The following is a 21,798-nucleotide window of genomic DNA, read 5'->3' on the forward strand; positions in this document are numbered from 1 at the left end:
GCCCTGGCCCTACTCCCGGTCGAGCCGGGCGCGCAGGTGCAGGAACACCGGTAGCCGCTGCCAGCGGCGGTGGCTGTCGTCGCGCACCGCCGCGGCGGGGGCGACGGGCTCCCGGAGCGCCTCGACGACGAAGCCGCTGCGCTCGAGCGCGCGCGTGTAGTCCTCGAGCGGGTGGTGGAACGAGTGGAAGGTGATCTCCAGACCGTCGCGCTCGATCCGGTCGGCGTACCGGCGCCCCGCGAAGTACGAGCCCTCGATGACGTAGGGGCTCCCGGCCTCGCGCGACACGAACCCGCCCGCCGAGTTGATCGGGTGCACGACGGCCGCGCAGAGCAGGCCGCCGGGGACCAGGACGCGGGCGATCTCGTCGACGGCGCCGGGCAGGTCGTCGAGGTCGTGCAGGACCATGAACGCGACGGCGAGGTCCGCGACGTCGTCGGCCAGCGGGAGGGCCGCCGCGTCCGCGAGCAGCACGGGCACCGACGGGTCGCTCCCGCGGGCCGCCGCCAGCAGGGTCGGGGAGCCGTCGACGCCGACGACACAGTGCCCGGCGGCGCGGAGCGTCCGGGAGAGCCGCCCCTCGCCGCAGCCGACGTCCACGGTCCGGCGTCCCGGGGCGGGCAGCAGCGGCAGGAACGCCTCCCGGTGCCACTCGTCGTAGCTGTCGTGGCCGGGGCGCCGCGCCCACGCGATCCAGCGCTCGGCCTCGCCCTCCCAGGCGTCGCGGAGATCGGACACGGGTGACGAGCCTACGAGCTGAGAGCATGGCGCGATGGGACGAGGACGGCTCGCGGAGCTGCCGCCGGTCCGGGCCGTGCCCGCCGAGCAGGTCGCGGACGCGCTGGCCGGGACGCCGACGGTCGTGGTCCTCGACGACGACCCCACCGGCACACAGACGATCCGCGACCTCCCGGTGCTCACGCGCTGGTCCGCCGACGACGTCGACTGGGCGCTCGCGCAAGGCACGCCGGCGTTCTTCGTCCTCACCAACACCCGCAGCCTCGGCCCCGACGACGCCGCCGCGCGCACCCGCGAAGTCGTGCGGACCTGCCTCGACGCCGCCCGGCGAGCCGGCGTGGAGGTCGTCTTCGCCAGCCGCAGCGACTCCACCCTGCGCGGCCACTTCCCCCTCGAGACCGACGTGATCGCCGACGAGACGGGCGCGCCCGACGCCGTGGTCCTCGCACCGGCCTACACCGACGCCGGCCGGGTCACGCTCGACGGCGTGCACTGGCTGCGCGACGGCGACGAGCTCACCCCGGTCGCCGAGAGCGAGTTCGCCGCCGACGCCACCTTCGGCTACCGCTCCTCCCGGCTCGCCGACTGGGTCGCCGAGAAGAGCGGCGGCGCGGTCACCGACGTCGCCGAGGTGCGCCTCGACGACCTCCGGGCCGGGCCGCCCACCCTCCCGCGAGCGCAGGTCGTCGTCCTCGACGCCCTCGTCGACGACGACCTGCGCGCCGCCGTCCTCGCGATCCTCGCCGCCGAGCGGGACGGCGCCCGGTACGTCTACCGCGTCGGCCCCTCCTTCGTGCGCGCCCGCGTCAGCCAGCCCGAGCAGCCGCCGATCGCCGACGACGAGCTGCGCGGCGCCGTCGGGCGAGGTCACGGGCTCGTCGTCGTCGGCTCCCACGTCGGCCGGACCAGTCGCCAGCTCGAGCACCTCGCCGCCCGCCGCGACCTCGCCCGCGTCGAGATCGACGTCCCGCGGGTGCTCGACGGGGACGACGGGCACCTGGAGCACGTGGCGAGCCAGGTCCTCGAGCGCCTGGGCACGAGCACCACCGTCCTCGCCACCTCCCGCACCCTCGTGACCGGCCGCGACGAGGCCGAGAGCCTCGAGATCGCGCGGCGGGTCAGCGCCGCGCTCACCGGCGTCACCGCCCGGGTCGTCGCCGCCGATCCGCCCGCCTACGTCCTCGCCAAGGGCGGCATCACGTCGTCCGACGTCGCCACCGTGTCGCTGCGCGCCGACCGCGCCTGGGTGCGCGGCTCGCTGCTGCCGGGGATCGTGTCGCTCTGGGCACCGACGAGCGGGCCGCCGCTCGTGGTGTTCGCCGGGAACGTCGGCGGCGACGACGCCCTGGCCGACGTCGTCGACCGCCTGGAGGCCGCCGCATGCGCGTGATCGTCACCGGCGGTGCCGGTTTCCTCGGGACGCTGCTGTGCCGCCGGCTGCTCGCCGGGCCCGTGGGGATCGGCGGGACGACGGCCGAGGTCAGCCGGCTGACCGTGGTCGACCTCGTCGCCCCTGCTGACGACGTCGCCGCCGACCCGCGCGTCGAGCACGTGGAGGGAGAGCTGAGCCGGACCCTCGGCGACGAGGCCGACGCGGTCTTCCACCTCGCGGGCGTCGTCAGCGGCGCGGCCGAGGCCGACTTCGACGCCGGCATGCACACCAACCTCGACGGCACCCGCGCCGTCCTCGAGTACGCCCGCGGCCACGCCATGCCGCCGGTGCTCGTCTTCACCAGCTCCCTCGCGGTGTTCGGCAGCGATCCGGCGATCGGCCCCGTCGGCCCGGTCGACGACGACACGCTCCCCCGCCCGCAGTCGAGCTACGGCATCCAGAAGTTCGTCGGCGAGCAGCTCGTCGCCGACTACACCCGCAAGGGCTTCGTCCGCGGGCGCTCGGTGCGGTTGATGACGGTGTCGGTGCGCCCCGGGCGCCCCAACGCCGCGGCCTCGAGCTTCCTGTCGAGCATCGTCCGCGAGCCCCTCGCCGGCGAGCGCGCCGTCTGCCCGGCGCCGCCGGACATGCCCGTCGCGCTGTCCTCGCCCGACCGGACCCTCGAGGGCATCCTCCGGGCCGCCGAGGTCGACGACGCCACCTGGGGCAGCCGCACCGCGATGAACCTGCCGGCCCTCACCACGACCCCTCGCGAGATGACGGCCGCGCTCGACCGCGTCGCCGGCGCGGGCACCAGCGACCTCGTCGACTGGGTCGAGGACCCCGCGGTCGTCGCGATCGTCGGCAGCTGGCCCCCGAGCTTCACGACCCCGCGCGCCCACGCGCTCGGCCTGCGCGCCGACGACTCCTACGACGACGTGATCACGAGCTACCGCGACCGCACCTGACGATGCAGGCAAGGCTGCCCTAAGGTCGATCCGGACAGAACGCCACGGATCGTTCACGAGGGGTGTCATGAGCAGCACCGTCAGCGCGCGCACCGTCCCGCCCGCCGCGCCGCCCGCCCGGATCGCGCTGTCGGTCGTGATCGCGGCCGTCGTGGCGGCGGTCGTCAACACGCTGATCGGCCTGCTGGTCGGCGTCATCGAGGGCACCGGCTACAACCCGACCACCGCGATCACCTACAGCGTGATCGGCGTGCTCGTCGGCCTCGTCGGCTGGGTCCTGATCCGGCGGTTCGCGCCACGCCCCGCCGCAGTGCTGCGCTGGGTCGTGCCGCTCGTGGTGGTCTTGAGCTTCGTCCCCGACCTCTACCTGCTCACCTTCGGGATGTCGGTGCTGCTGGTGATCGCACTGATGGTCATGCACGTCGTGGTCGCGGCGGTCGCGGTGCCGGCCTTCCGGCGCGTGCTCCCGGTCTGAGTCACGCCATCCCGGACGCCGCCAGCGGGTCCCAGCCCGGCGTCCGGAACAGGTCCTGCAGCTGGCGGCGCCGGACGCCGATGTTGCTGCCCTCGATCACCGGGTAGGCCAGCGCCTCGTGCAGGTGCCCGACGATCGGGAAGTTCGCGTCGTAGGCCGTGACCCCGACGAGCTTCACGAGGTCGTTGACCACGTCGACGCCGGTCTCGGACCCGACGACCTTCGCGTGCAGCGCGAGCTCCGGGGCGCTCGGGTGCTGCGCCATCACGGCGTCCAGCGCCCGCCAGGCGAGCAGGCGCACCGCCTCGATCCGGCCCTTGGCGTCGGCGAGGACGTCGGACACCGCCTGGTGCTCGATGATCGGCACCGGGCCGCCGCGGGTCTCGGTGGTGGCGAACCGGTAGGCGATGTCGAAGGCCTCGCGCATCGCGGCCACCGCGAAGATGCCGATCGACGCCCCGCTCGGGAAGAACGCGTTGCGGGTCAGCGCGACCCCCTGCCCCTCGGCGCCGAGCAGGTTGGCCCGCGGCACCCGGACGTCGTGCAGCCGGACCCGCGAGGTCAGGCAGCCGCGCAGGCCGGGGAGGTCGTAGTGCTCCTCGACCTCGATCCGGCCGGCCAGGTGCTCGCGCTCGGCGACGAGCAGCGAGACGCCACCCGGCGCCCGGCAGACGATCGTCATGAGGTCCGGGCCGTCGCCGTCCCACCCCGACAGGTGCGACGCCCACGCCTTCCGCCCGTTGATGACGTAGTGGTCGCCGTCGGGCACGGCGGTGGTGCGGGTGCCGGTCGGGGTGTGGAAGTTGGCGCTGCCCTCGGGCTCGCTGTAGGCCATGGCGGCCACCGGCGCCCCGGAGTCGGCGAGGAACGGCGCGACGAAGCGCGCCACCTGCTCCGGCGTCCCGGCCTCGTAGACCGGCGCGAGCGCGATGAGCGGGCCGGCCATCGAGATCACGAAGTCGGGGCTCTTCGCCGCCCACTCCTCGATGAAGATCGCCGCGTCCACCCCGCTCGACGCCGCGCCGCCGACCGGGGCCGGGATCAGGCCCTTGAGGAAGCCCTGGCCGACGGCCTTCTCGAACACCGGCCGGGCGAGCAGCGCGCGGGTCAGCGGGTCGGGCTCGGCGCGCACCGCCGCGGCGAGGTCGCCCAGGTGCTCCTCCGCGAAGCCGCGCGCGGCGGCCTTGAGCTGCTCTTGCTCCGGGCTCAGCAGGAACGACACGGCCACGACGACTCCTCCGGGTGCGGGTCCGTCGAGCCTGGCCCTGCGCAGCGCGCCCGTCTCGGCCGTCCGTGCACGCCGACCGTGCCGTTCGTGCACGCCGGTACTAGGGCCGCATCTCCCGCGGCGACACCCCGAAGCGCCGGCGGAACGCCCGGCTGAACGACGTCGGGTCGTCGAAGCCGTGCGCGGCGGCCACGGCGGTCACCGTCGCGGTCGTCGCCGGGTCGGCCAGCAGGGACGCGCACCGCTCGAGGCGCCGGCCCCGGACGGCGGCCGCGAACGACTCGTCGGCGCCGGCGAACAGGTTGTGCAGCGTCCGCGGCGAGATCGCGAACCGTCGGCACACGCCGTGGACGGTCAGGTCGCGGTCGCCGAGGTGGCGGTCGACGTACGCGAGGACGGCGTCGCGGCTCACGCCGTCCGGGGCAGGAGCGGCCGTCGCCCCCGCCACCGCCGCCGCGAACGAGTCGGCCAGCGCCACCGCCCCGGGCGCGTCCGCGTCCACGGTCCACAGCGCCGACATCAGCGCGGTCACCGCGGCCCCCGCGCCGGTCGCGGCCACCGGCCTGCCGAGCTCGGGGCGCCGCCCGCCGAGGGCGTCGTGCGGGACGCGGAACGAGACCATCCGCCACGCCCGGTCGAAGCGGAAGAAGTAGGGCTCGGTGGTGTCGACGACGACGAACTCGCCGGGCCGCACGACGCTGGTGCGGTCACCGACGGTGGTGACGCAGCGGCCGGCGAGCTGCAGGTTGACGAAGAAGTACTCCCCCGCCGTCCGGGCCACCTCGCGGGGACCGTGGTCGGTGCGCTGGGCCTGGGCGGCGATGCGCGCCCGGTTCAGCGCCGCCAGCGGCTTCGTCTCGACGGTGGCCGCGAACCCGCGCAGGTCGGTGGTCCGGTGCGGCGTCAGCGGGACGAAGGCCTCGCAGATGACCTCGCGCCAGTAGCCGAACTGCTCGCGGGCGGGCAGCTCGGCGATGTCCCAGACCGCCACGTCGACCACCTCCGGGCCTCATCCTGGCCCGGCATCGCCGGGTCGGGAACGCAACGCCGGCGTCACACGGACGTCACGCCCCGCCTGTCTCCTGTCAGGAGACACGAGTTCATCACAGGAGCAAAGTGCTCCTGGTCAATCTCCTGCTGAGAGATTAGGTTTCTCGACAAGAGACGAGAAGGGACCTGCGATGACGACGGATACATCCCCGACGGCACCCTCCCCGCTTTCACCCCCCGAGACCCTCGCCCCGACCCCGCTCACCCTCCCCGAGCCCTCGCTCGCCGACCGCGCCCGGGCCGACGGCGTGCGGTTCCTCCTCGCCATGTTCGTCGACCTCACCGGCAAGCCCTGCGCCAAGCTGGTGCCGGTCGAGTCGGCCGACGAGCTGCAGCACGAGGGCGTCGGGTTCGCCGGCTACGCGGTCGGCGCGATCGGGCAGCAGCCGTGCGACCCCGACCTCGTCGCCATCCCGGACGTCTCGAGCTACACCCCGCTGCCGTGGGTCCGCGACGGCCTCGCGCTCGTGCACTGCGACCCGCACGTCGAGGGCAAGCCCTGGCACTACGCCCCGCGCGTGATCCTCCAGCGGGTCCTCGCCCAGGCGCAGGCCCGCCGGCTGGAGCTCTTCGCGGGCGCCGAGATCGAGTACTTCCTGGTCCGCCGCGACGACGACGGCTCCGTCGTCCTCGCCGACGCCCTGGACTGCGAGACCAAGCCCTGTTACGACGCCCGCGGGCTGACCCGGATGTACGAGCACCTCACCGGGATCTCCGAGGCGATGAACGCGCTCGGGTGGGGCAACTACGCCAACGACCACGAGGACGCGAACGGGCAGTTCGAGCAGAACTTCGCCTACGCCGACGCCCTGACCACGGCCGACCGCGTCATCACCGCGCGCTACCTCATCTCGATGCTCGCCGAGCAGCGCGGCATGACCGCCACGTTCATGCCCAAGCCGTTCGCGGCGTCCTCGAGCACGCCCCCGGCATGCAGGCCGTCCTCGCGCCGACCGTGAACTCCTACAAGCGCACCGGCGCCACCTCGACGCGCTCCGGCGCCACCTCGACGGCGCCACCAACCCCTATCGGGGATGCGCACGAAGTGGGTGCGGTCGTTGCCGCCGTAGGTCGGGCGGCGCGGCACCCGGTGGTCACCGGCGGCCTCGACGCCGCCGGGCCGGGCGTCGCGGAGTACTTCGCCACGCGCAAGCGCGAGGAGTTCTTCGACTGGCACGGCACGGTCGGCCCCTGGGAGCACGACCAGTACCTGACGGCCTTCTGACACCCCGAGAAACGAGAGGAGACCGCCCGTGTGCGGGATCGTCGGACTCCACCTGCGTGACCCCGAGCTGTACCCGCAGCTCGGTCAGCTCCTGGAGTCGATGCTGTGCGGGGTCGTCGAGCGCGGCCCCGACTCCGCCGGGATCGCCGTCTACGGCGACACCCGCCGCTGCCCCGAGGGCCACGCCGCGGTCTCGGTGCTCCTGCCGGACGGCGCGACACCGGAGGGACTCAAGGACGCCCTGGCCGCGCTCGACCCCGTGGTCACCCCGGCCGGCGACACGACGCTGGTCGCCGCGCCGACCGGCGTCGACGAGCTCGTCGCGGCGGTGCGCACGGCGTTCCCGACCGCGACGGTGATCGGCTCGGGCCGCGACCTCGCCGTCTACAAGGGCACCGGGCACCCCCGCGACCTGGCCGCGACCTACGACCTCGCGGGCGCGCAGGGCTGGCAGGGCCTCGCCCACACCCGCATGGCCACGGAGTCCGCCGTGACCCCGGAGGGCTGCCACCCGTTCTCGGTGGGGCCCGACCAGTGCCTCGTGCACAACGGCTCGTTCTCCAACCACGCCACGATCCGCCGCGACCTCGTTCGCGAGGGCGTCACGTTCGACTCGGCGAACGACTCCGAGGTCGGCGCCCGCTACGTCGCGTCCCGCCTCGCGCAGGGCGAGGACCTCGAGAAGGCGCTCATCGCGCTGCGCGAGACCTTCGACGGCTTCTACACCCTGCTGGTGACCAGCGCCGAGGGCTTCGCCGTGGTCCGCGACCCGATCGCCTGCAAGCCCGCGGTGATCGCCGAGACCGACGCCTGGGTCGCGATGGCCTCGGAGTTCCGCGCCCTGGCCCCGCTGCCCGGCATCGACAGCGCCCGCCTCTACGAGCCCGAGCCCGGAAAGGTCTACGCATGGACGCGGTAGCAAGGGACACGAAGCATCAAGGGGAGCACGCCGATAGGGGAGCTGGACCCGACAACACAGAGACCATCACCTTCGACCTCGCCGAGACCGGCGGCGTCCGCTCCCTCAACGCCGAGCTCCACCGCCCGACGTCGAAGTCGTACGCCGTGCAGAACCCCGCCGGCGCCCACGCGATCGCGGCCGGGATCGACGCCGACATCGCCGTCGACGTCCACGGCCACGCCGGCTACTACTGCGCCGGCATGAACGACGGCGGCACCGTCACCGTCCACGGCAACGCGGGCACCGGCGTCGCGGAGAACATGATGTCGGGGACCGTACGGGTCACCGGCGACGCGTCGCAGTCGGCGGGCGCCACCGCCCACGGCGGCCTGCTGATCATCGAGGGCTCGGCGTCCATGCGCTGCGGCATCTCGATGAAGGGCGTCGACATCGTCGTCGGCGGCTCGGTCGGGTCGATGAGCGCGTTCATGGCGCAGGCCGGCCGGATGGTCGTCTGCGGCGACGCGGGCGACGGCCTCGGCGACTCGATCTACGAGGCGCGCCTCTACGTGCGCGGCACCGTCGGCACCCTCGGGGCCGACTGCATCGAGAAGCCGATGCGCGACGAGCACCGCGCCGAGCTGGCCGAGCTGCTCGCCGACGCGGGCCTGCCCCACGACCCGGCGGAGTTCCGCCGCTACGGCTCCGGCCGCGCCCTCTACCACTTCACTTCCGAGCACTCCGGGAGCTACTAGTGACCAGTCCGGCCGAGCGCGGGCTTCGCGAGTCCGCCACCTTCGACCGCGCCACGATCGCCGGCATCCAGCACGCCGCGCGCACCGGCGTCTACGACATCCGCGGCTGGGGCGCCAAGCGCGCGGTGCCGCACTTCGACGACCTGCTCTTCCTCGGCGCCTCGATGTCGCGCTACCCCCTGGAGGGCTACCGCGAGCGCTGCGACACCGACGTCGTCCTCGGCGACCGCCACGCGAAGTTCCCCCTGCACCTGCAGACCCCGGTCACGATCGCCGGGATGAGCTTCGGTGCCCTCTCCGCCCAGGCCAAGGAGGCCCTCGGCCGCGGGGCCAGCGAGGTCGGCACCTCCACGACCACCGGCGACGGCGGCATGACCGACGAGGAGCGCGGCCAGTCCAAGAACCTCGTCTACCAGTATCTCCCCAGCCGCTACGGCATGAACCCCACGCACCTGCGCTCGGCGGACGCGATCGAGGTCGTGCTGGGGCAGGGCGCGAAGCCCGGCGGCGGCGGGATGCTGCTTGGCCAGAAGATCTCCGACCGGGTCGCCGAGATGCGCACCCTGCCCCCGGGCATCGACCAGCGCTCCGCGTGCCGGCACCCGGACTGGACCGGCCCCGACGACCTCGCCATCAAGATCGGTGAACTGCGCGAGATCACCGACTGGGAGAAACCGGTCTACGTCAAGGTCGGCGCGACCCGCACCTACTACGACGTCAAGCTCGCCGTCGCCGCGGGCGCCGACGTCGTCGTGGTCGACGGGATGCAGGGCGGCACCGCGGCCACCCAGGAGGTGTTCATCGAGCACGTCGGCATCCCCACCCTCGCCGCCATCCCCCAGGCGGTGCAGGCGCTGCAGGAGCTCGGGGTGCACCGCAAGGTCCAGCTCATCGTCTCCGGGGGCATCCGCACCGGCGCCGACGTCGCCAAGGCCATGGCCCTGGGCGCCGACGCCGTCGCCATCGGCACCGCCGCGCTGGTCGCGCTCGGCGACAACGACCCGCAGTACGCCGCCGAGTACGAAGCCATCGGGTCCGCGGCCGGGTACTACGACGACTTCCAGGACGGGCGCGACCCGGCCGGGATCACCACCCAGGACCCCGAGCTCTCCGCCCGCCTCGACCCCGTCGAGGCCGGGCGCCGTCTCGCCAACTACCTGCGCGTCCTCACGATGGAGGCCCAGACCATCGCCCGCGCCTGCGGGAAGGCGCACGTCCTGCACCTCGAGCCCGAGGACCTCGTCGCGCTGACCATCGAGGCCGCTGCCATGGCCCGCGTCCCGCTGGCGGGCACCACCTGGATCCCGGGGAGGGACCGATGAGCGCGGACACCGCGGAAGTCGTCATCATCGGCGGCGGCCTCGAGGGCTGCGCCGCCGCGTGGGCGCTCGCCGAGCGCGACACCACCGACGTCGTCATCGTCGAGCGCAACACCGTGGGCTCCGGCGGCACCGGCAAGTCGTCCGGGGTCGTGCGCTGCCACTACGGCGTCTCCTCGCTGGCGGCCATGGCGACCCGCGCGCTGGAGGTCTTCGAGAACGCGCAGGACGTGCTCGGCGAGGACGTCGGCTTCCACCAGACCGGCTACGTCGTCGGCGTCGGCGAGCAGAACGTCGACGCCCTGCGCGCCTCGATGGCCGACCAGCGCTCCGTCGGCGTGCGCACCGAGGACATCGACCCGACGGAGGTCGCCAAGCTCTGGCCCTCGGCGGACCTCGAGCCGTTCGCGGCGTTCGCCTGGGAGGAGCGCGGCGGCTACGGCGACGCGTACCAGACCGCCCAGGCCTTCGCGGGGGCCGCGCGCCGCGCCGGCGTCCGGCTGCGCCAGAGCACGACGGTCACCGACCTCATCACGAAGGGCGGCGCGGTCACCGGCGTCCGTCTCGCCGACGGCTCGGAGATCCACACGGGCACGGTCGTGCTCACCGCGGGCCCGTGGTCGGTGCCGCTGCTGGCCAAGCACGGCATCACGCTGCCGATCACCGTGCACCGCGAGCAGATCGTGCTCATCGACCCGGGCGAGGACCTCGGCTCCGTGCCGGTGTTCTCCGACCTCGTCTCGCTGCAGTACGTGCGCCCGGAGAGCGGCGGGGAGATCCTCTTCGGCAACTCCGACCTCGCCGAGCTGGAGCCCGCCGACCCGGACCGCTACTCGAACCAGGCCACGACCTCGTTCCTCGACCTGGCGGTGGAGAAGGTCGGGACGCGGTTCCCGGGGCTGGAGGAGGCGGCGATCGCGTCGACCTACGCCGGCTGCTACGACGTCACCCCCGACTTCAACCCGGCCATCTCGGAGACGGACATCGAGGGGCTGATCGTCGCCGCCGGGTTCTCGGGGCACGGGTTCAAGATCGCGCCGTCGGTGGGGCGGCTCGTGGCGGACCTCGTGATGGACGGCAGGAGCAGCGACCCGGACATCCCGGCCTCGGACTTCCGGCTCTCCCGGTTCGCCGACGGCGAGCTGCTGCGCAGTCCGCACCCGTATGTGGGCGCCGGACAGATGCGGTGACGGCATACTCCTGGTCATGAGCCAGGAGAACGGCGTCGATCACGGGCCGGCGGCCCGGGAGGTCGCGACCCCGCCCTCGCAGGAGGGACGGCTCGAGCGGGCCATCGGCGCGGAGGTCCGGCGGCTGCGCCGGGCCTCCGGGGCCACGCTCGCGGAGATGTCGGTGCGCACCGGCATCTCCAAGCCGATGCTCTCGAAGATCGAGCACGCGCAGACGTCGTGCAGCCTCACCACGCTGGCACGGCTGGCCGACGCGCTCGACATCCCGGTGACCGCGTTCTTCCGCGGCGCCGACACCGAGCGCGAGGCCGTCCACACGCGCGCGGGGGCCGGCGCGCGGATCGTCGCCCGCGGCACCCGGGTGGGCCACGACTACACGCTGCTCGGCGGCCTGCGCGGCCAGCACAAGCGCATGGAGGCGCACCTCGTCACGCTCACCGAGCGCAGCGAGGAGTTCCCGCTCTTCCAGCACCCGGGCACCGAGCTGCTGTACATGCTCGAGGGCCGGATGGTCTACAGCCACGGCGAGTCGAACTACGAGCTGCTGCCCGGCGACGCGCTCCAGATCGACGGCAACGGCCTGCACGGTCCGCGCGACCTCATGGAGCTGCCGATCCGTTTCCTGTCGGTCGTCGCGCACCCGGACGCGGGCATCGAGGAGTAGTCAGCTCTCGTCCAGCAGGTGCAGGTCGTGCGCGATCCGCACCAGCTCGGCCCGGCGGCTGCAGCCGTGGCGGCGCAGCATCGACGCCACGTGGTACTTCACGGTGTGCGAGCTGAGGTGCAGGCGCTCACCGATCTCGTGGTTGCTCTCGCCCCGCCCGATGGCTTGCACGATCGCGAGGTCGCGCTCGCTGAACGTCGCCGCACCCGGGGACGAGCTCCGGCGCCGCTGCAGCAGCTCGCCGGCGATCCGCGGCTCGAACCAGCTGCCCGCGGTGACGACCTCCCGGAGGATCTCGGGCACGCGGCTCACCGAGGTCTCCTTGAGCATGTAGCCCGACGCGCCGGCGTCGATCGCCTGGGCCAGCAGGTCGCGGTTGCCGTAGGCGCTGAAGATGACGACGGCCGGGGCCTGCGCGTCCCGGGTCAGCGCGCGACAGAGCTCGATGCCGCTGCCCCCGCCGCGCTCGCCGATCCGGAGGTCGACCAGCGCGACGTCCGGGCGGGTGCGGGCCACGAGCCCCTCCCCCTCGCCGACGGTGGACGCGGCGCCGAGGAACTCCAGGTCCGGCTCGCGCCCGGCCAGCGCGCGCAGCCCGTCGTGGACGACCTCGTGGTCGTCGACGACGCAGAAACCGATCACCGCGCCACCGGCCACGGGGCGACGGCCGCGTGGACGTGGGTGCCCGGTGCGGCCGGTCCGACCTCCAGACGCCCGCCGACCCCGTCGACGGCGGCGTGCATCGCCCGCATGCCGAAGTGCGTCCCGCCCGGCGCGCCGGCGCTCGCCGGGTCGAACGTGCCGTCGTCGGTGACGTGCAGGGCGACCGCGTGCGGGGAGGTCTCGACGCGGACCGTGAGGTGGTCGCAGCCGGAGTGCTGCTCGGCGTTGGTGACGGCCTCCTGCCCCACGCGGACGAGCGCGTCGGCGGCGTCCGGGTCGAGCTCGAGGTCGACGCCGTCGAGCTCGAGCACGCGCACGACGTCGCGCTCGGGGACGAGCGCGATCCGGTCGAGGATCTCCGAGGCCGCCACCGACCCGACCCGGGGCGCCGAGACGAGCAGCTCGAGCTCGCCGCGCAGCCGCGACATGCACGCCTCGGCGGCGCGGGCGATCGTGTCCAGACGGGTGGCGGTGTCGTCCTCGCGGACGCGGTGGCGGGCCTGCTCGGCCTCGAAGCCGATGGCGACCAGCCCGCGCACCACCGAGTCGTGCAGGTCGTAGGCGACCTGCTCGCGCACCGCCCGCTCCAGCGCCCGCGCCCGGTCGGCGTCGGCGTAGCGCCGCCGCACCCCGGGCGCCGCGTGGCCCGCGAGCTCCTCGAGCAGTTCCTCGTCGACGCTGGTGAACGGCCGCATCCGGCGGTCGCCGATGTAGAGGACGGCGGCGATCTCGCTGCCCACCGACACCGGCGCGGCCATCGCCGACACGATCCCCTCGTGGCGCGTCTCGTCCACCGGCGCCGCCTCGAGACGCCCGTCGGCGGCGTAGTTCGCCGAGCACACCGGGCGCCCGAGCCGGCGCGCGAGCCCGCCGAGACCCTGCCCGTGCTGGACGCGCAGGCGGCGGAACGGCGCGGTCCGGATGCCCAGCGCCTCGTCGAAGACGTAGGTGCCGGACCCGTCGACCGGCACGGCGAGGTAGGCCACCTCCGCCCGGAACAGCTCGCGGGCCGACGCCAGGATCGCCGTCAGCACCGCCGGTCCCTCCCCGCTCGCCACCGCCGCCTCGGCCATCGTGCGGGTGGCGGCGCGCAGGTCACGGCCGAGCGCGAGCGCCCCGGCCTGCCGCCCGCGCCGCACCGCCCGTCCGACGGCCTGCCGGTAGTGGCGCCGCACGTCCTCGTCGAGCACGGCGTCCGGGTCCCCCAGCGGCGTCGCCAGGTTGCCGACGACCACCGCGCCGTGCCCGTACCGGTCGCGCCACGGCACCACGACGCTCGAGCGCAGCCGCACGCCGTGGCCCCGCAGCCGCGACCGGATCTCCAGGCTCGGCAGCGTGGCCGGGGCCCGGCGCGGCAGCACCGGGTCGGCGACCACCGGCTCGTTCGGCAGGAACCCCTGCGGGCCCGTCGAGGCCAGCGTCACCGCCGGCCCCGAGCCGTGGGGCTCGTACACCACCGCGCCGAGCTCGGCGCCGAGCAGCGCCTGGATCTCGTCGAGGACCGGGCGCACGGCGTCATGGATCGCCTGTGAGCCGCCCCCGTCGACGAGATACTCCACGGACACGTCTCCTCCCGTGCAACCCCGAGCGTTACACAGGAGACGCGCCGCGTCATCAGGCCTGGCGCGCCCAGCTGGAGTCGGACGGGGCCGGCTCGACGCCGCGGACGTCGGGCAGGGCCATCTTGCGCTCGTCCTCCTCGTCGTCGACCCACGCGCGGGCGATCTCGTCGCAGGTCGCGAACCACACGCCGTCGTGGGAGACGATGTGCTGGATGAGCTTCTCGTACCACATCATGTGGTGCGCCTGGCCGATGATCTGCGGGTGCACGCACGTCGCGTACACGGCGTTCTCCACGTTCTGGTAGGCGTAGTCGAAGATGTCCTGCCAGCGGCGCAGGATCGTCTCGGTGTCCTGCATCCCGGCCTGCGGCCCGGTGTAGGCCAGCGGCGGGAAGTCGTCGAGGTACCAGTTCACGGGGATCTCGAGAACGTGGCTCGCCTTGCCCGCCACGTTGGCCTTCTCCCAGTTCACCTGCCAGCGCTGCGGGCGGTACGGCTCGAGGTCACGCGCCATCAACGAGGTGTCGTAGGTGAAGCCCGACTCCTCGATGATGTCGAGGGTGTTCTCGCTGTAGTCCCAGTAGGGCGAGCGGTAGCCCGTGGGGCGCAGGCCCAGGACGTTCTTGAACGACTCGAACGCGAGGTCGACCAGGCGGCGCTCGGTGTCGCGCTCCAGGCCGGGCGGGACCTCGTGGTAGTAGCCGTGGTGGCCGAACTCGTGGCCCGCGTCGAGCACCGCGCGGCACTGCTCGGGGAACGTGTCGACCGAGTGGCCGGGCGTGAACCAGGTCGTCGTGACGTCGTAGCGCTTGTAGATCTCGAGCAGCCGCGGCACGCCGACCTCGGCGCCGAACTGGCCGCGCGACATGGCCGACGGCGATGGCCGGTTGAACGCGCCCAGCCAGAGGGCTTGGGCGTCGAAGTCCGTCCCCAGGTTGACGGCGATCTTCTTCCCGGGCGGCAGTTGCAGGTGTCCCACGGTGTCTCCTCGATCAGGGGGAAGGACGGAGCTCGATGACGGCGTCGGCCTCGGCCTCGATCCGGGACCGGCTGTAGAGCAGCGGGAACGCCTCGCCCCGGCTCCAGGGCTCGAACAGGTCGGTGAGGTGCGGGTCGTCGAGGCGGCCCGACTGGCCGGGGGCGTTCATCGCCAGCGACGCGTTCCACTCGCCGACGTCGACGACGAGCCGGAACGTCGCGCCGGCGCTCTGCACGAAGTTCGGGCCGTAGGCGGTGTTGCCGACGGTGTCGCCGCTGCCCCCGCGCGGGGCGGGGCCGGCGGAGAGGCGCTCGGGGGCCACGCCGGTGAGCAGGTGGCGCAGCGGGTGGTGGGCGTGGGCGACGTGCAGCGAGCCCCACGCCCACGCGGCGCGGTCGGTCCCGAGCAGCTTCTCGACCTCGGCGACGGCGGCCGGCAGCGTCGTCGCGACGATCTCGGCGAGCTCGGCGTCGGGCCGGTCCGCGACCAGCTCGAGGTCGACCCGCGCGTCGGCGAGCAGGTCCTCGGCCGGCGAGATGCGGGTGGCCACGGCGTCCGCCTCCCCCGCGCCGACCAGCGGCGTCAGCGCACTGCGCAGCAGCGCCGGGCGCAGGTGGCGGCGGAACCACACCTCGAACAGGGCGGCCGCCGCCGAGTCGGGGGCCAGCACGGCGTCCCACCCGAGGAGCAGGTCGAGGCCGTCGACAGTGCTGTCGTCGGCGGACCCGGAGACGGCCCGGACCCGCTCGAGGATCCGCCGCGCCGGGACGGACAGGAAGTCGCTCTGGAGCGCGACCATGCTCTCCGGCGTCGCGTCGGTGGTCTCGGCGAGCACCTCGTCGAGGCGGTTCCGGCGCGACGGCGCGTACCAGTCGTAGGTGATGTGCCGGTCGCGCGGATAGTCCTCGGGGAGGTTGCACTCGTTGGCCGTGGCGAGGAAGCCCTGCGGGGGGTCGACACGGCCGGGCAGCTGGTCGGCGTCGTAGAACCCGGCCCACTCGTAGCGCCCGTCGCCGGGCACCGGCAGCGTCCCGTCCCAGTTGGGGCGGATCGGGGTCAGCCCGCCGGTCTGCCACGCGATCGTCCCTGAGGGGTCGGCGTAGACCTGGTTCTCCGGCGGCGCGCCCCAGCGGTTCATGGCGGCGGCGAACTGGTCCCAGTTCTGCGCGCGCATGTAGTCCATGGAGCCCAGGTAGGGCGCCATGCCCGGCTCGAGCCACGCCGCGCGGACCGCGTAGGCCCGCCGGCCGTCCTGGTGGACCACCGGCCCGTGGCGGGTGAACAGCAGCTCGGCGGTCACCGGGTCGCCGTCGCGGACCGCGATCGTCTCCTCGACGCGGCGCATCGACTCCCAGCCGCCGTCGTAGCGGTAGCGGGTGGGGTCGTCCGGGTCGGTCTCGTAGACGTAGAGGTCCTCCTGGTCGATCGCGAAGATCGTCAGGCCGAAGGCGATCCGGCCGTTGTGGCCGATCGAGATGCCGGGCAGCGCGGGCTCGCCGCCGCCGATGACGTCGAAGCCGGGCGCGGACAGGTGCGCGATGTAGCGCAGGCCGGGCAGGGCCGCGGCCGCGCGGTGCGGGTCGTTGGCCAGCAGCGGGCGCCCCGAGCGGGTCCGCGAGCCGGCGAGCACCCAGTTGTTGCTGCCCTCGGGCAGGACGTCGCCCTGCGGGTCGGCCTCGGTCGGCGGCCCGAAGACCGGCGCGGAGGTGGCGAGGTCGTAGATCCGCAGCACGTCGTCGGGGATCGCTGCGAGGTCGAGGCCCTCGGGGACCTCGAGCGGGCGCGCGGGCTCCCGGCGCCGGCGCAGCTCCTCGACGCCCTCGGGCAGGTCGCGCAGCGTCCGGGCCCGCGCCACCTCGTCGCGGACGTTGTAGAACAGGCCGTGGCTGCGGATGCGCGCCACGTCCTCGGGGTCCCAGAACGCGGGCTCGTAGCCGAGCCGGCGGAACTCCTCGGGCAGCAGGTCGGGGTCCTCGCGGGTCAGCGCGACGAAGGCGTTGACGCCCTCGACGAACGCCGTGGACGCGCGCTTGGTGTCCGAGCCGTAGGCGAGCCACTCGGCGCGCATGTCGCCGCGGTAGAGGAACAGTCGCGCCGCCCGGTCGCGCTCGGCGTGCTCGGCGCCGAACACCTCGGCGAGCCGGCCCAGGCCGCGGCGCCGCCAGAAGTCGATCTGCCAGAGGCGGTCGCGGGCGGCGTTGAACCCCTGGACCCGGAAGGCGTCGTAGGTGCTCGCCGCGTAGATGTGCGGCACGCCCCACCGGTCGACGATGATCTCTGCGGGGCCCGTGAGGCCCGGCAGCACGTGCGAGGTGCGTGTCGCTTCAGCCACGCGGCGAGTGAACCAGGGCGGCCCATGGCCGCGTGGCCATGCGTGCACGGCCGCCCGGGCGGCCCGGGACTAGCCGTTCGGCCAGTCGGTCAGGCAGGGCGACTCAGAAGACGATCGTCGAGTGCCCGTCCAGCAGCACCCGGTCCTCGCAGTGCCACGTCACGGCGCGGGCCAGCACGTTCCGCTCGACGTCCGCGCCGCGGCGCGTGATGTCGGCGACCCGGTCGCGGTGGGAGACGCGGGCGACGTCCTGCTCGATGATCGGGCCCTCGTCGAGGTCCTCGGTCACGTAGTGGGCCGTCGCCCCCACCAGCTTCACCCCGCGCGTCTTCGCCTGCTCGTACGGGCCGGCGCCGGCGAACGCGGGCAGGAAGGAGTGGTGGATGTTGATGGCCGGCACCCCGATGCGCTCGAGGAAGCCGCCGGTGAGCACCTGCATGTAGCGCGCGAGCACGACCAGGTCGACCCGGCCCTCGAGCAGCTCGGCCTGCTGCCGCTCCGCCTCCGGCTTGGTGTCCCTCGTGACCGGGATGTGCGCGTACGGCACGTCGAAGGAGGCGACCTCCTTCTGCAGGTCCGGGTGGTTGGACACCACCTGGACGACGTCGACCAGCAGCTCGCCGCGGCGCCACCGCCACAGCAGGTCGAGCAGGCAGTGGTCGTAGCGCGACACGAACAGCGCGACCCGGGTGGGCACCGACGCCGCCCGCATCCGGAACGACATCGCGAAGCGCTCGGCGACCTCCGCCGCGAACTCCTCCTCCAGCGCCGGGAGCCACTGGGGCAGCTCGGGCATCCGGAAGACGATCCGCAGGAAGAAGCGCCCGCCGACGGGGTCGGTGGTCTGCTGGTCGGACTGGACGATGTTGGCCCCGCGCGCGTGCAGGAACCCGCTGATCGCCGCGACGATGCCCGGCCCGTCCTCGCAGGAGACGAGGAGACGCCCGACCTCGGGGTCCGGCAGGGTGCGGGTGGCGTCCATGATCAGCTCCAGGGGAACGGCGAGTGGCTGGTCGGGTGGAGCTCACCCGCTTCGTAGCGACCGAAGCGGAAGGGCTCCAGCAGGTCCTGCGGCTCGCCGAGCAGCTCCTTGGCCACCAGCGCGCCCACACCGATCATCTTGTACCCGTGGTTCGAGTCGGCGATGACGTACGCGTTCCCGCGGAAGGAATCGAAGACCGGGAAACTGTCCGGGGTGAACGCGCCGAGCCCGCCCGAGGGCTCCTTGCGGTAGACGTCGCGGCGCCCCTCGAAGCGCTTGTGGCACACGGCGAGCGCCGAGGTCCACATGCGCACGAAGTCCTCGCCGACGACGAACTCCGGGCTGTCGACGCCGTAGGGGTCGACGGCCACCATGTCGGCCGGGCGCCCGACCTGCTCCGGTGACGCCCCGCCCTGCACGCCGCCGAAGTGGAAGTCGGGCTTGTAGTAGATGCCCCAGATCCGGTCGGTGATCAGCTCGCCGTCGACGTCGTCGTACAGCGGCGCGTCGGAGTCGACGTGGATGACCGGCGGGAACTCGCCGCGGTTGTCCATGAACTCGTTCGGGTCGATGCCGAGGATGCCCTCCTGCAGCGCCCAGTAGGTCCACATCGGGGCGTCCACCGTGCGCCCGTCGGGCATCCGCACCGGGACGGTCGACGGCAGCTCGAGCATCGACCACAGGTCGCGGACCCACGGCCCGACCGCGGCGACGACGTGCTCGCACGTGATCGTCCCGGCGTCGGTCTCGACGGCGCTGACCCGGTCGTCGGTGAACTGCAGGCCGGTGACGGTGACGCCGGTGACGATCGAGGCGCCGGCCGCGCGCACCTTCTCCTCGAGCCCGCGCAGCGACGCGACGTTGTTGGCGTAGCCCCCGCGCTTCTCGTGGAGGATCACCGAGATGCCGGGCGCCTGCCAGTCCGAGAACATCTCGCGCATGTAGTCGTGGCACGCGTCGACGCCCTCGACGAGCTCGGAGTCGTAGCCGATGGCCTGCTGCTCGGCGTGGATCTGCACCACGTCGGCGTGCATGGCCTCCGGCGCGGCCTGGACGTAGCCCACCCCGTGGTACGAGAAGGCCTCCGGGTCGGACTCCCAGACGTCGACCGAGTGCGCCATCAGCTTGCGCATCGCCGGCTGGAAGTAGTTGTTGCGGATCACGCCGCAGGCGACGCCCGACGCGCCCGCCCCGACGGCGGTCTTGTCGATCACCAGCACCTCGCTGCCGTCGCCGAGGCCGCGCTCGCGCAGCTCGGTGGCGAGGTGCCACGCCGTGGACAGCCCGTGGATGCCCGCGCCGATGATCAGGTACTGGGTCTGCGTGGGGACCATCATGCTCACCCGTTCCGCGCTACCATTGCCCTGAGGGCAACGGTATTTCTCTCTGGGAGACGAAGTTAACATGGCGAGAACCGGCCGACCAGCAGATCGCCAGGTCGAATCCGTCCAGAAGGCCATCGCGGTCCTGGACGTCCTCGCCGCCGCCGGGGAGGAGCTCGGCACCAACGAGATCGCCCGCCGCACCGGCGTCAACGCGAGCACCGTGTCGCGCCTGCTCGCGACCCTCGTCGCCCCCGGGCTCGTGCAGTACCACCAGGCCAGCGGGCGCTACGGCCTGGGGATCCGCATCCTGCAGCTGGCCGGCGCGGCCCGGGAGACGCTCGACATCCGGCGGATCGCCCGGCCCTCGCTGGAGGACCTCGTGGCCGTCAGCGGCGAGACCGCGACGCTCTCGGTGCCCGGCGAGCACGACGTCATGACCCTCGACTTCGTGCAGAGCCCGCAGTCGGTGCGCAGCGTCGCCGAGGTCGGGCGCAACAGCGTGCGGCACGCGACCGCGGTCGGGAAGGTCTTCCTCGCCCACGGCGGCCGGGCGCCCGACGAGCTCACCCGCTTCACCGAGCACACCATCACCGACCACGACGTGCTCGAGCGCGAGATCGCGAGGATCCGGGAGCGCGGCTGGGCCGTCTCCCGGGCCGAGCGCGAGCCCGACCTCGTCGGCGTGGCGGTCCCGGTGCTGGACGCCGACGGCGACCTCGTCGCGATCCTCGGCGTGCAGGGCCCGCGCGGGCGGCTCGACGAGGCGCGCGCCGAGGTCCTGGCCGGCACGCTCGGCGAGCACGCCCGCACGGTCGCGAGCGCGTTCTAGGGGATCAGCGCACCGCGGCCAGGCGCGCCCGCGACCACGGCTCGGCGGCGCTCTCCTCCTCGGCGACGAGCGCCTGGCGGTAGTACTGCTGGGCCGCCGCGACGCCCGCGCCGGCCTCGAGCGGCACGCCCGCGTCGAGCAGCGCCATCTCGGCCGCGGCGAGCGCGCTCAGGCAGGACACCTCGTTGACGTCGCCGAGGTGCCCGATGCGGAACACCTTGCCGGCCACCTTGCCCAGGCCGCCCCCGAAGGACGTCCGGTAGCGGTGGTACGCGATGCGGCACACCGCGGCCCCGTCGACCCCGGCCGGCACCCGCACGGCGGTCACCGTGTCCGAGTACCAGCGCGGCGACAGCGCGCACAGCTCCAGCCCCCACGCCTTGACGCCCTGCCGCACGCCCTCCCCCAGCCGGTGGTGCCGCGCGGCGACCTCGTCCATGCCCTCGTCGAGGAGCCGGTCGAGCGAGGCCCGCAGGCCGTGCAGCAGCGAGGTCGGCGGGGTGTAGGGGAAGTAGCCGACGTCGTTCGCGGCGATCATGTCGCGGAACGCGAAGTAGCACCGCTCCGTCGTCGTGCGCTCCGCGGCCGCGAGCGCCTTCTCGCTGACGCCGAGGATCGCGAGGCCCGCCGGGAGCATGAACCCCTTCTGGCTCCCGGCGACCGCGACGTCGACGCCCCAGTCGTCCTGGCGGAACTCGATCGACGCGATCGACGAGACGCCGTCGACGAAGAGCAGCGCGTCGGAGCCCGCGGCGTCCATCGCGCGCCGCACGGCCCGGACGTCGCTGGTCACGCCGGTGGCGGTCTCGTTGTGCGTCACGAAGACGGCCCTGATGGACGGGTCGGCGCGCAGGGCCTGCTCGAAGGCCTCGACCGGGACGCCCTCGCCCCACTCGACGTCGTGGGCGACGACGTCGAGACCCAGCCGCTGCGCCATGTCGGCCCAGAGGGTGGAGAAGTGGCCGTGGCGCGCCATGAGGACCCGGTCGCCGCGGGAGAGGCAGTTGCTGATGGCCGCCTCCCACGCCCCGGTGCCGGAACCCGGGTAGAGCAGCACGCGGCCCTCGCGGAGCCGGAGGACGCGGGTGAGGTCGCCCAGCAGCTCGAGGACGAAGTCCGGGAAGTCGGGCGCCCGGTGGTCCTCGGTCGGGACGTTCATCGCCCGGCGGACCACCTCGGGCACGGTGGTCGGGCCGGGGACGAAGAGGTGCGTCGTTCCGATCTTCACGGCCGTTCCTCCT

General features: G+C 73.7%; 21 protein-coding genes. 11 read left to right on the forward strand and 10 right to left on the reverse strand.

Features of this window, described 5'->3' with window-relative positions; genetic code table 11:
* Positions 1 to 9: 9 nt before the first annotated feature.
* Positions 10 to 738, reverse strand: a complete 729-nt coding sequence (locus EV188_RS24210; protein ID WP_133828894.1) for a class I SAM-dependent methyltransferase — start codon at positions 736 to 738, stop codon at positions 10 to 12.
* A gap of 34 nt (positions 739 to 772) precedes the next feature.
* Here EV188_RS24210 and EV188_RS24215 point away from each other — a divergent pair, with 34 nt between their 5' ends.
* The 3 genes from EV188_RS24215 (at position 773) to EV188_RS24225 (ending at position 3,553) form a co-directional block, all read left to right on the forward strand.
* Positions 773 to 2,128 carry a four-carbon acid sugar kinase family protein gene (locus tag EV188_RS24215; protein ID WP_133828895.1) on the forward strand — a complete coding sequence of 452 codons (1,356 nt, stop codon included), beginning with the start codon at positions 773 to 775 and terminating at the stop codon, positions 2,126 to 2,128.
* Positions 2,119 to 3,078 carry a D-erythronate dehydrogenase gene (denD, locus tag EV188_RS24220; protein ID WP_133828896.1) on the forward strand — a complete coding sequence of 320 codons (960 nt, stop codon included), beginning with the start codon at positions 2,119 to 2,121 and terminating at the stop codon, positions 3,076 to 3,078. Before EV188_RS24215 ends, denD begins: the two co-directional genes overlap by 10 nt.
* Positions 3,079 to 3,145: 67 nt before the next feature.
* Positions 3,146 to 3,553 (forward strand): DUF6069 family protein, encoded by a 408-nt coding sequence (locus tag EV188_RS24225; protein WP_133828897.1) that lies wholly within the window; start codon positions 3,146 to 3,148, stop codon positions 3,551 to 3,553.
* Between the two features lies 1 nt (position 3,554).
* Here EV188_RS24225 and EV188_RS24230 read toward each other — a convergent pair whose 3' ends face one another.
* The gene (locus EV188_RS24230) at positions 3,555 to 4,781 is read right to left on the reverse strand and encodes an acyl-CoA dehydrogenase family protein (protein WP_133828898.1); all 1,227 of its coding nucleotides are present in this window, start codon (positions 4,779 to 4,781) and stop codon (positions 3,555 to 3,557) included.
* 100 nt (positions 4,782 to 4,881) lie between these two features.
* Positions 4,882 to 5,772 (reverse strand): helix-turn-helix domain-containing protein, encoded by an 891-nt coding sequence (locus EV188_RS24235; protein ID WP_166660045.1) that lies wholly within the window; start codon positions 5,770 to 5,772, stop codon positions 4,882 to 4,884.
* Between the two features lie 190 nt (positions 5,773 to 5,962).
* Here EV188_RS24235 and EV188_RS24240 point away from each other — a divergent pair, with 190 nt between their 5' ends.
* The 7 genes from EV188_RS24240 to EV188_RS24265 all read left to right on the forward strand — a co-directional run bounded on the left by EV188_RS24240 (position 5,963) and on the right by EV188_RS24265 (position 11,885).
* Positions 5,963 to 6,790, forward strand: a complete 828-nt coding sequence (locus EV188_RS24240) for a hypothetical protein (RefSeq protein WP_243741966.1) — start codon at positions 5,963 to 5,965, stop codon at positions 6,788 to 6,790.
* 86 nt (positions 6,791 to 6,876) lie between these two features.
* Positions 6,877 to 7,056, forward strand: a complete 180-nt coding sequence (locus EV188_RS32780; protein WP_243741967.1) for a hypothetical protein — start codon at positions 6,877 to 6,879, stop codon at positions 7,054 to 7,056.
* 28 nt (positions 7,057 to 7,084) lie between these two features.
* Positions 7,085 to 7,975 carry a class II glutamine amidotransferase domain-containing protein gene (locus EV188_RS24245; RefSeq protein ID WP_133828900.1) on the forward strand — a complete coding sequence of 297 codons (891 nt, stop codon included), beginning with the start codon at positions 7,085 to 7,087 and terminating at the stop codon, positions 7,973 to 7,975.
* The gene (locus tag EV188_RS24250) at positions 7,963 to 8,712 is read left to right on the forward strand and encodes a GltB/FmdC/FwdC-like GXGXG domain-containing protein (RefSeq protein ID WP_133828901.1); all 750 of its coding nucleotides are present in this window, start codon (positions 7,963 to 7,965) and stop codon (positions 8,710 to 8,712) included. The genes EV188_RS24245 and EV188_RS24250 overlap by 13 nt, the downstream gene beginning before the upstream one ends.
* Positions 8,712 to 10,034, forward strand: coding sequence for an FMN-binding glutamate synthase family protein (locus EV188_RS24255; protein ID WP_133828902.1), 1,323 nt, complete (start codon positions 8,712 to 8,714; stop codon positions 10,032 to 10,034). Before EV188_RS24250 ends, EV188_RS24255 begins: the two co-directional genes overlap by 1 nt.
* Positions 10,031 to 11,221 (forward strand): NAD(P)/FAD-dependent oxidoreductase, encoded by a 1,191-nt coding sequence (locus EV188_RS24260; protein WP_133828903.1) that lies wholly within the window; start codon positions 10,031 to 10,033, stop codon positions 11,219 to 11,221. The genes EV188_RS24255 and EV188_RS24260 overlap by 4 nt, the downstream gene beginning before the upstream one ends.
* A 16-nt stretch (positions 11,222 to 11,237) precedes the next feature.
* Positions 11,238 to 11,885 carry a helix-turn-helix domain-containing protein gene (locus EV188_RS24265; protein ID WP_133828904.1) on the forward strand — a complete coding sequence of 216 codons (648 nt, stop codon included), beginning with the start codon at positions 11,238 to 11,240 and terminating at the stop codon, positions 11,883 to 11,885.
* Here the strand turns inward: EV188_RS24265 and EV188_RS24270 are convergent, their stop codons facing one another.
* From EV188_RS24270 to EV188_RS24295, 6 genes are all read right to left on the reverse strand, one after another.
* Positions 11,886 to 12,527, reverse strand: a complete 642-nt coding sequence (locus tag EV188_RS24270; protein ID WP_133828905.1) for a response regulator transcription factor — start codon at positions 12,525 to 12,527, stop codon at positions 11,886 to 11,888.
* Complete coding sequence (locus EV188_RS24275) at positions 12,524 to 14,107, reverse strand: GAF domain-containing sensor histidine kinase (protein WP_133828906.1); 1,584 nt, start codon at positions 14,105 to 14,107, stop codon at positions 12,524 to 12,526. The genes EV188_RS24270 and EV188_RS24275 overlap by 4 nt, the downstream gene beginning before the upstream one ends.
* A gap of 55 nt (positions 14,108 to 14,162) precedes the next feature.
* Entirely contained in the window at positions 14,163 to 15,089 is a 927-nt protein-coding gene (locus EV188_RS24280) for a polysaccharide deacetylase family protein (protein ID WP_133828907.1), read from the reverse strand.
* Positions 15,090 to 15,102: 13 nt separating this feature from the next.
* Complete coding sequence (locus EV188_RS24285) at positions 15,103 to 17,421, reverse strand: penicillin acylase family protein (protein WP_133828908.1); 2,319 nt, start codon at positions 17,419 to 17,421, stop codon at positions 15,103 to 15,105.
* Between the two features lie 103 nt (positions 17,422 to 17,524).
* Positions 17,525 to 18,403 carry a formyltetrahydrofolate deformylase gene (purU, locus tag EV188_RS24290; RefSeq protein WP_133828909.1) on the reverse strand — a complete coding sequence of 293 codons (879 nt, stop codon included), beginning with the start codon at positions 18,401 to 18,403 and terminating at the stop codon, positions 17,525 to 17,527.
* A gap of 2 nt (positions 18,404 to 18,405) precedes the next feature.
* Complete coding sequence (locus EV188_RS24295) at positions 18,406 to 19,740, reverse strand: NAD(P)/FAD-dependent oxidoreductase (protein WP_243741984.1); 1,335 nt, start codon at positions 19,738 to 19,740, stop codon at positions 18,406 to 18,408.
* A 67-nt stretch (positions 19,741 to 19,807) separates the two neighbouring features.
* Here EV188_RS24295 and EV188_RS24300 point away from each other — a divergent pair, with 67 nt between their 5' ends.
* Positions 19,808 to 20,557: an IclR family transcriptional regulator gene (locus EV188_RS24300; RefSeq protein WP_133828910.1), complete on the forward strand. Its 750-nt coding sequence runs from the start codon at positions 19,808 to 19,810 to the stop codon at positions 20,555 to 20,557.
* Positions 20,558 to 20,561: 4 nt separating this feature from the next.
* Here the strand turns inward: EV188_RS24300 and EV188_RS24305 are convergent, their stop codons facing one another.
* The gene (locus tag EV188_RS24305; RefSeq protein WP_133828911.1) at positions 20,562 to 21,785 is read right to left on the reverse strand and encodes a pyridoxal-phosphate-dependent aminotransferase family protein; all 1,224 of its coding nucleotides are present in this window, start codon (positions 21,783 to 21,785) and stop codon (positions 20,562 to 20,564) included.
* Positions 21,786 to 21,798: the final 13 nt, after the last annotated feature.

It is taken from the genome of Actinomycetospora succinea (assembly GCF_004363095.1).
Lineage (GTDB): Bacteria > Actinomycetota > Actinomycetes > Mycobacteriales > Pseudonocardiaceae > Actinomycetospora > Actinomycetospora succinea.

Coding starts and splice junctions, on each gene's coding strand:
- EV188_RS24295 (WP_243741984.1), bottom strand. CDS start 19,740: ATGATGGTCCCCACGCAGACCCAGTACCTGATCATCGGCGCGGGCATC.
- EV188_RS24240 (WP_243741966.1), top strand. CDS start 5,963: ATGACGACGGATACATCCCCGACGGCACCCTCCCCGCTTTCACCCCCC.
- EV188_RS24215 (WP_133828895.1), top strand. CDS start 773: ATGGGACGAGGACGGCTCGCGGAGCTGCCGCCGGTCCGGGCCGTGCCC.
- purU (WP_133828909.1), bottom strand. CDS start 18,403: ATGGACGCCACCCGCACCCTGCCGGACCCCGAGGTCGGGCGTCTCCTC.
- EV188_RS24300 (WP_133828910.1), top strand. CDS start 19,808: ATGGCGAGAACCGGCCGACCAGCAGATCGCCAGGTCGAATCCGTCCAG.
- EV188_RS24225 (WP_133828897.1), top strand. CDS start 3,146: ATGAGCAGCACCGTCAGCGCGCGCACCGTCCCGCCCGCCGCGCCGCCC.
- EV188_RS24265 (WP_133828904.1), top strand. CDS start 11,238: ATGAGCCAGGAGAACGGCGTCGATCACGGGCCGGCGGCCCGGGAGGTC.
- EV188_RS24250 (WP_133828901.1), top strand. CDS start 7,963: ATGGACGCGGTAGCAAGGGACACGAAGCATCAAGGGGAGCACGCCGAT.
- EV188_RS24260 (WP_133828903.1), top strand. CDS start 10,031: ATGAGCGCGGACACCGCGGAAGTCGTCATCATCGGCGGCGGCCTCGAG.
- denD (WP_133828896.1), top strand. CDS start 2,119: ATGCGCGTGATCGTCACCGGCGGTGCCGGTTTCCTCGGGACGCTGCTG.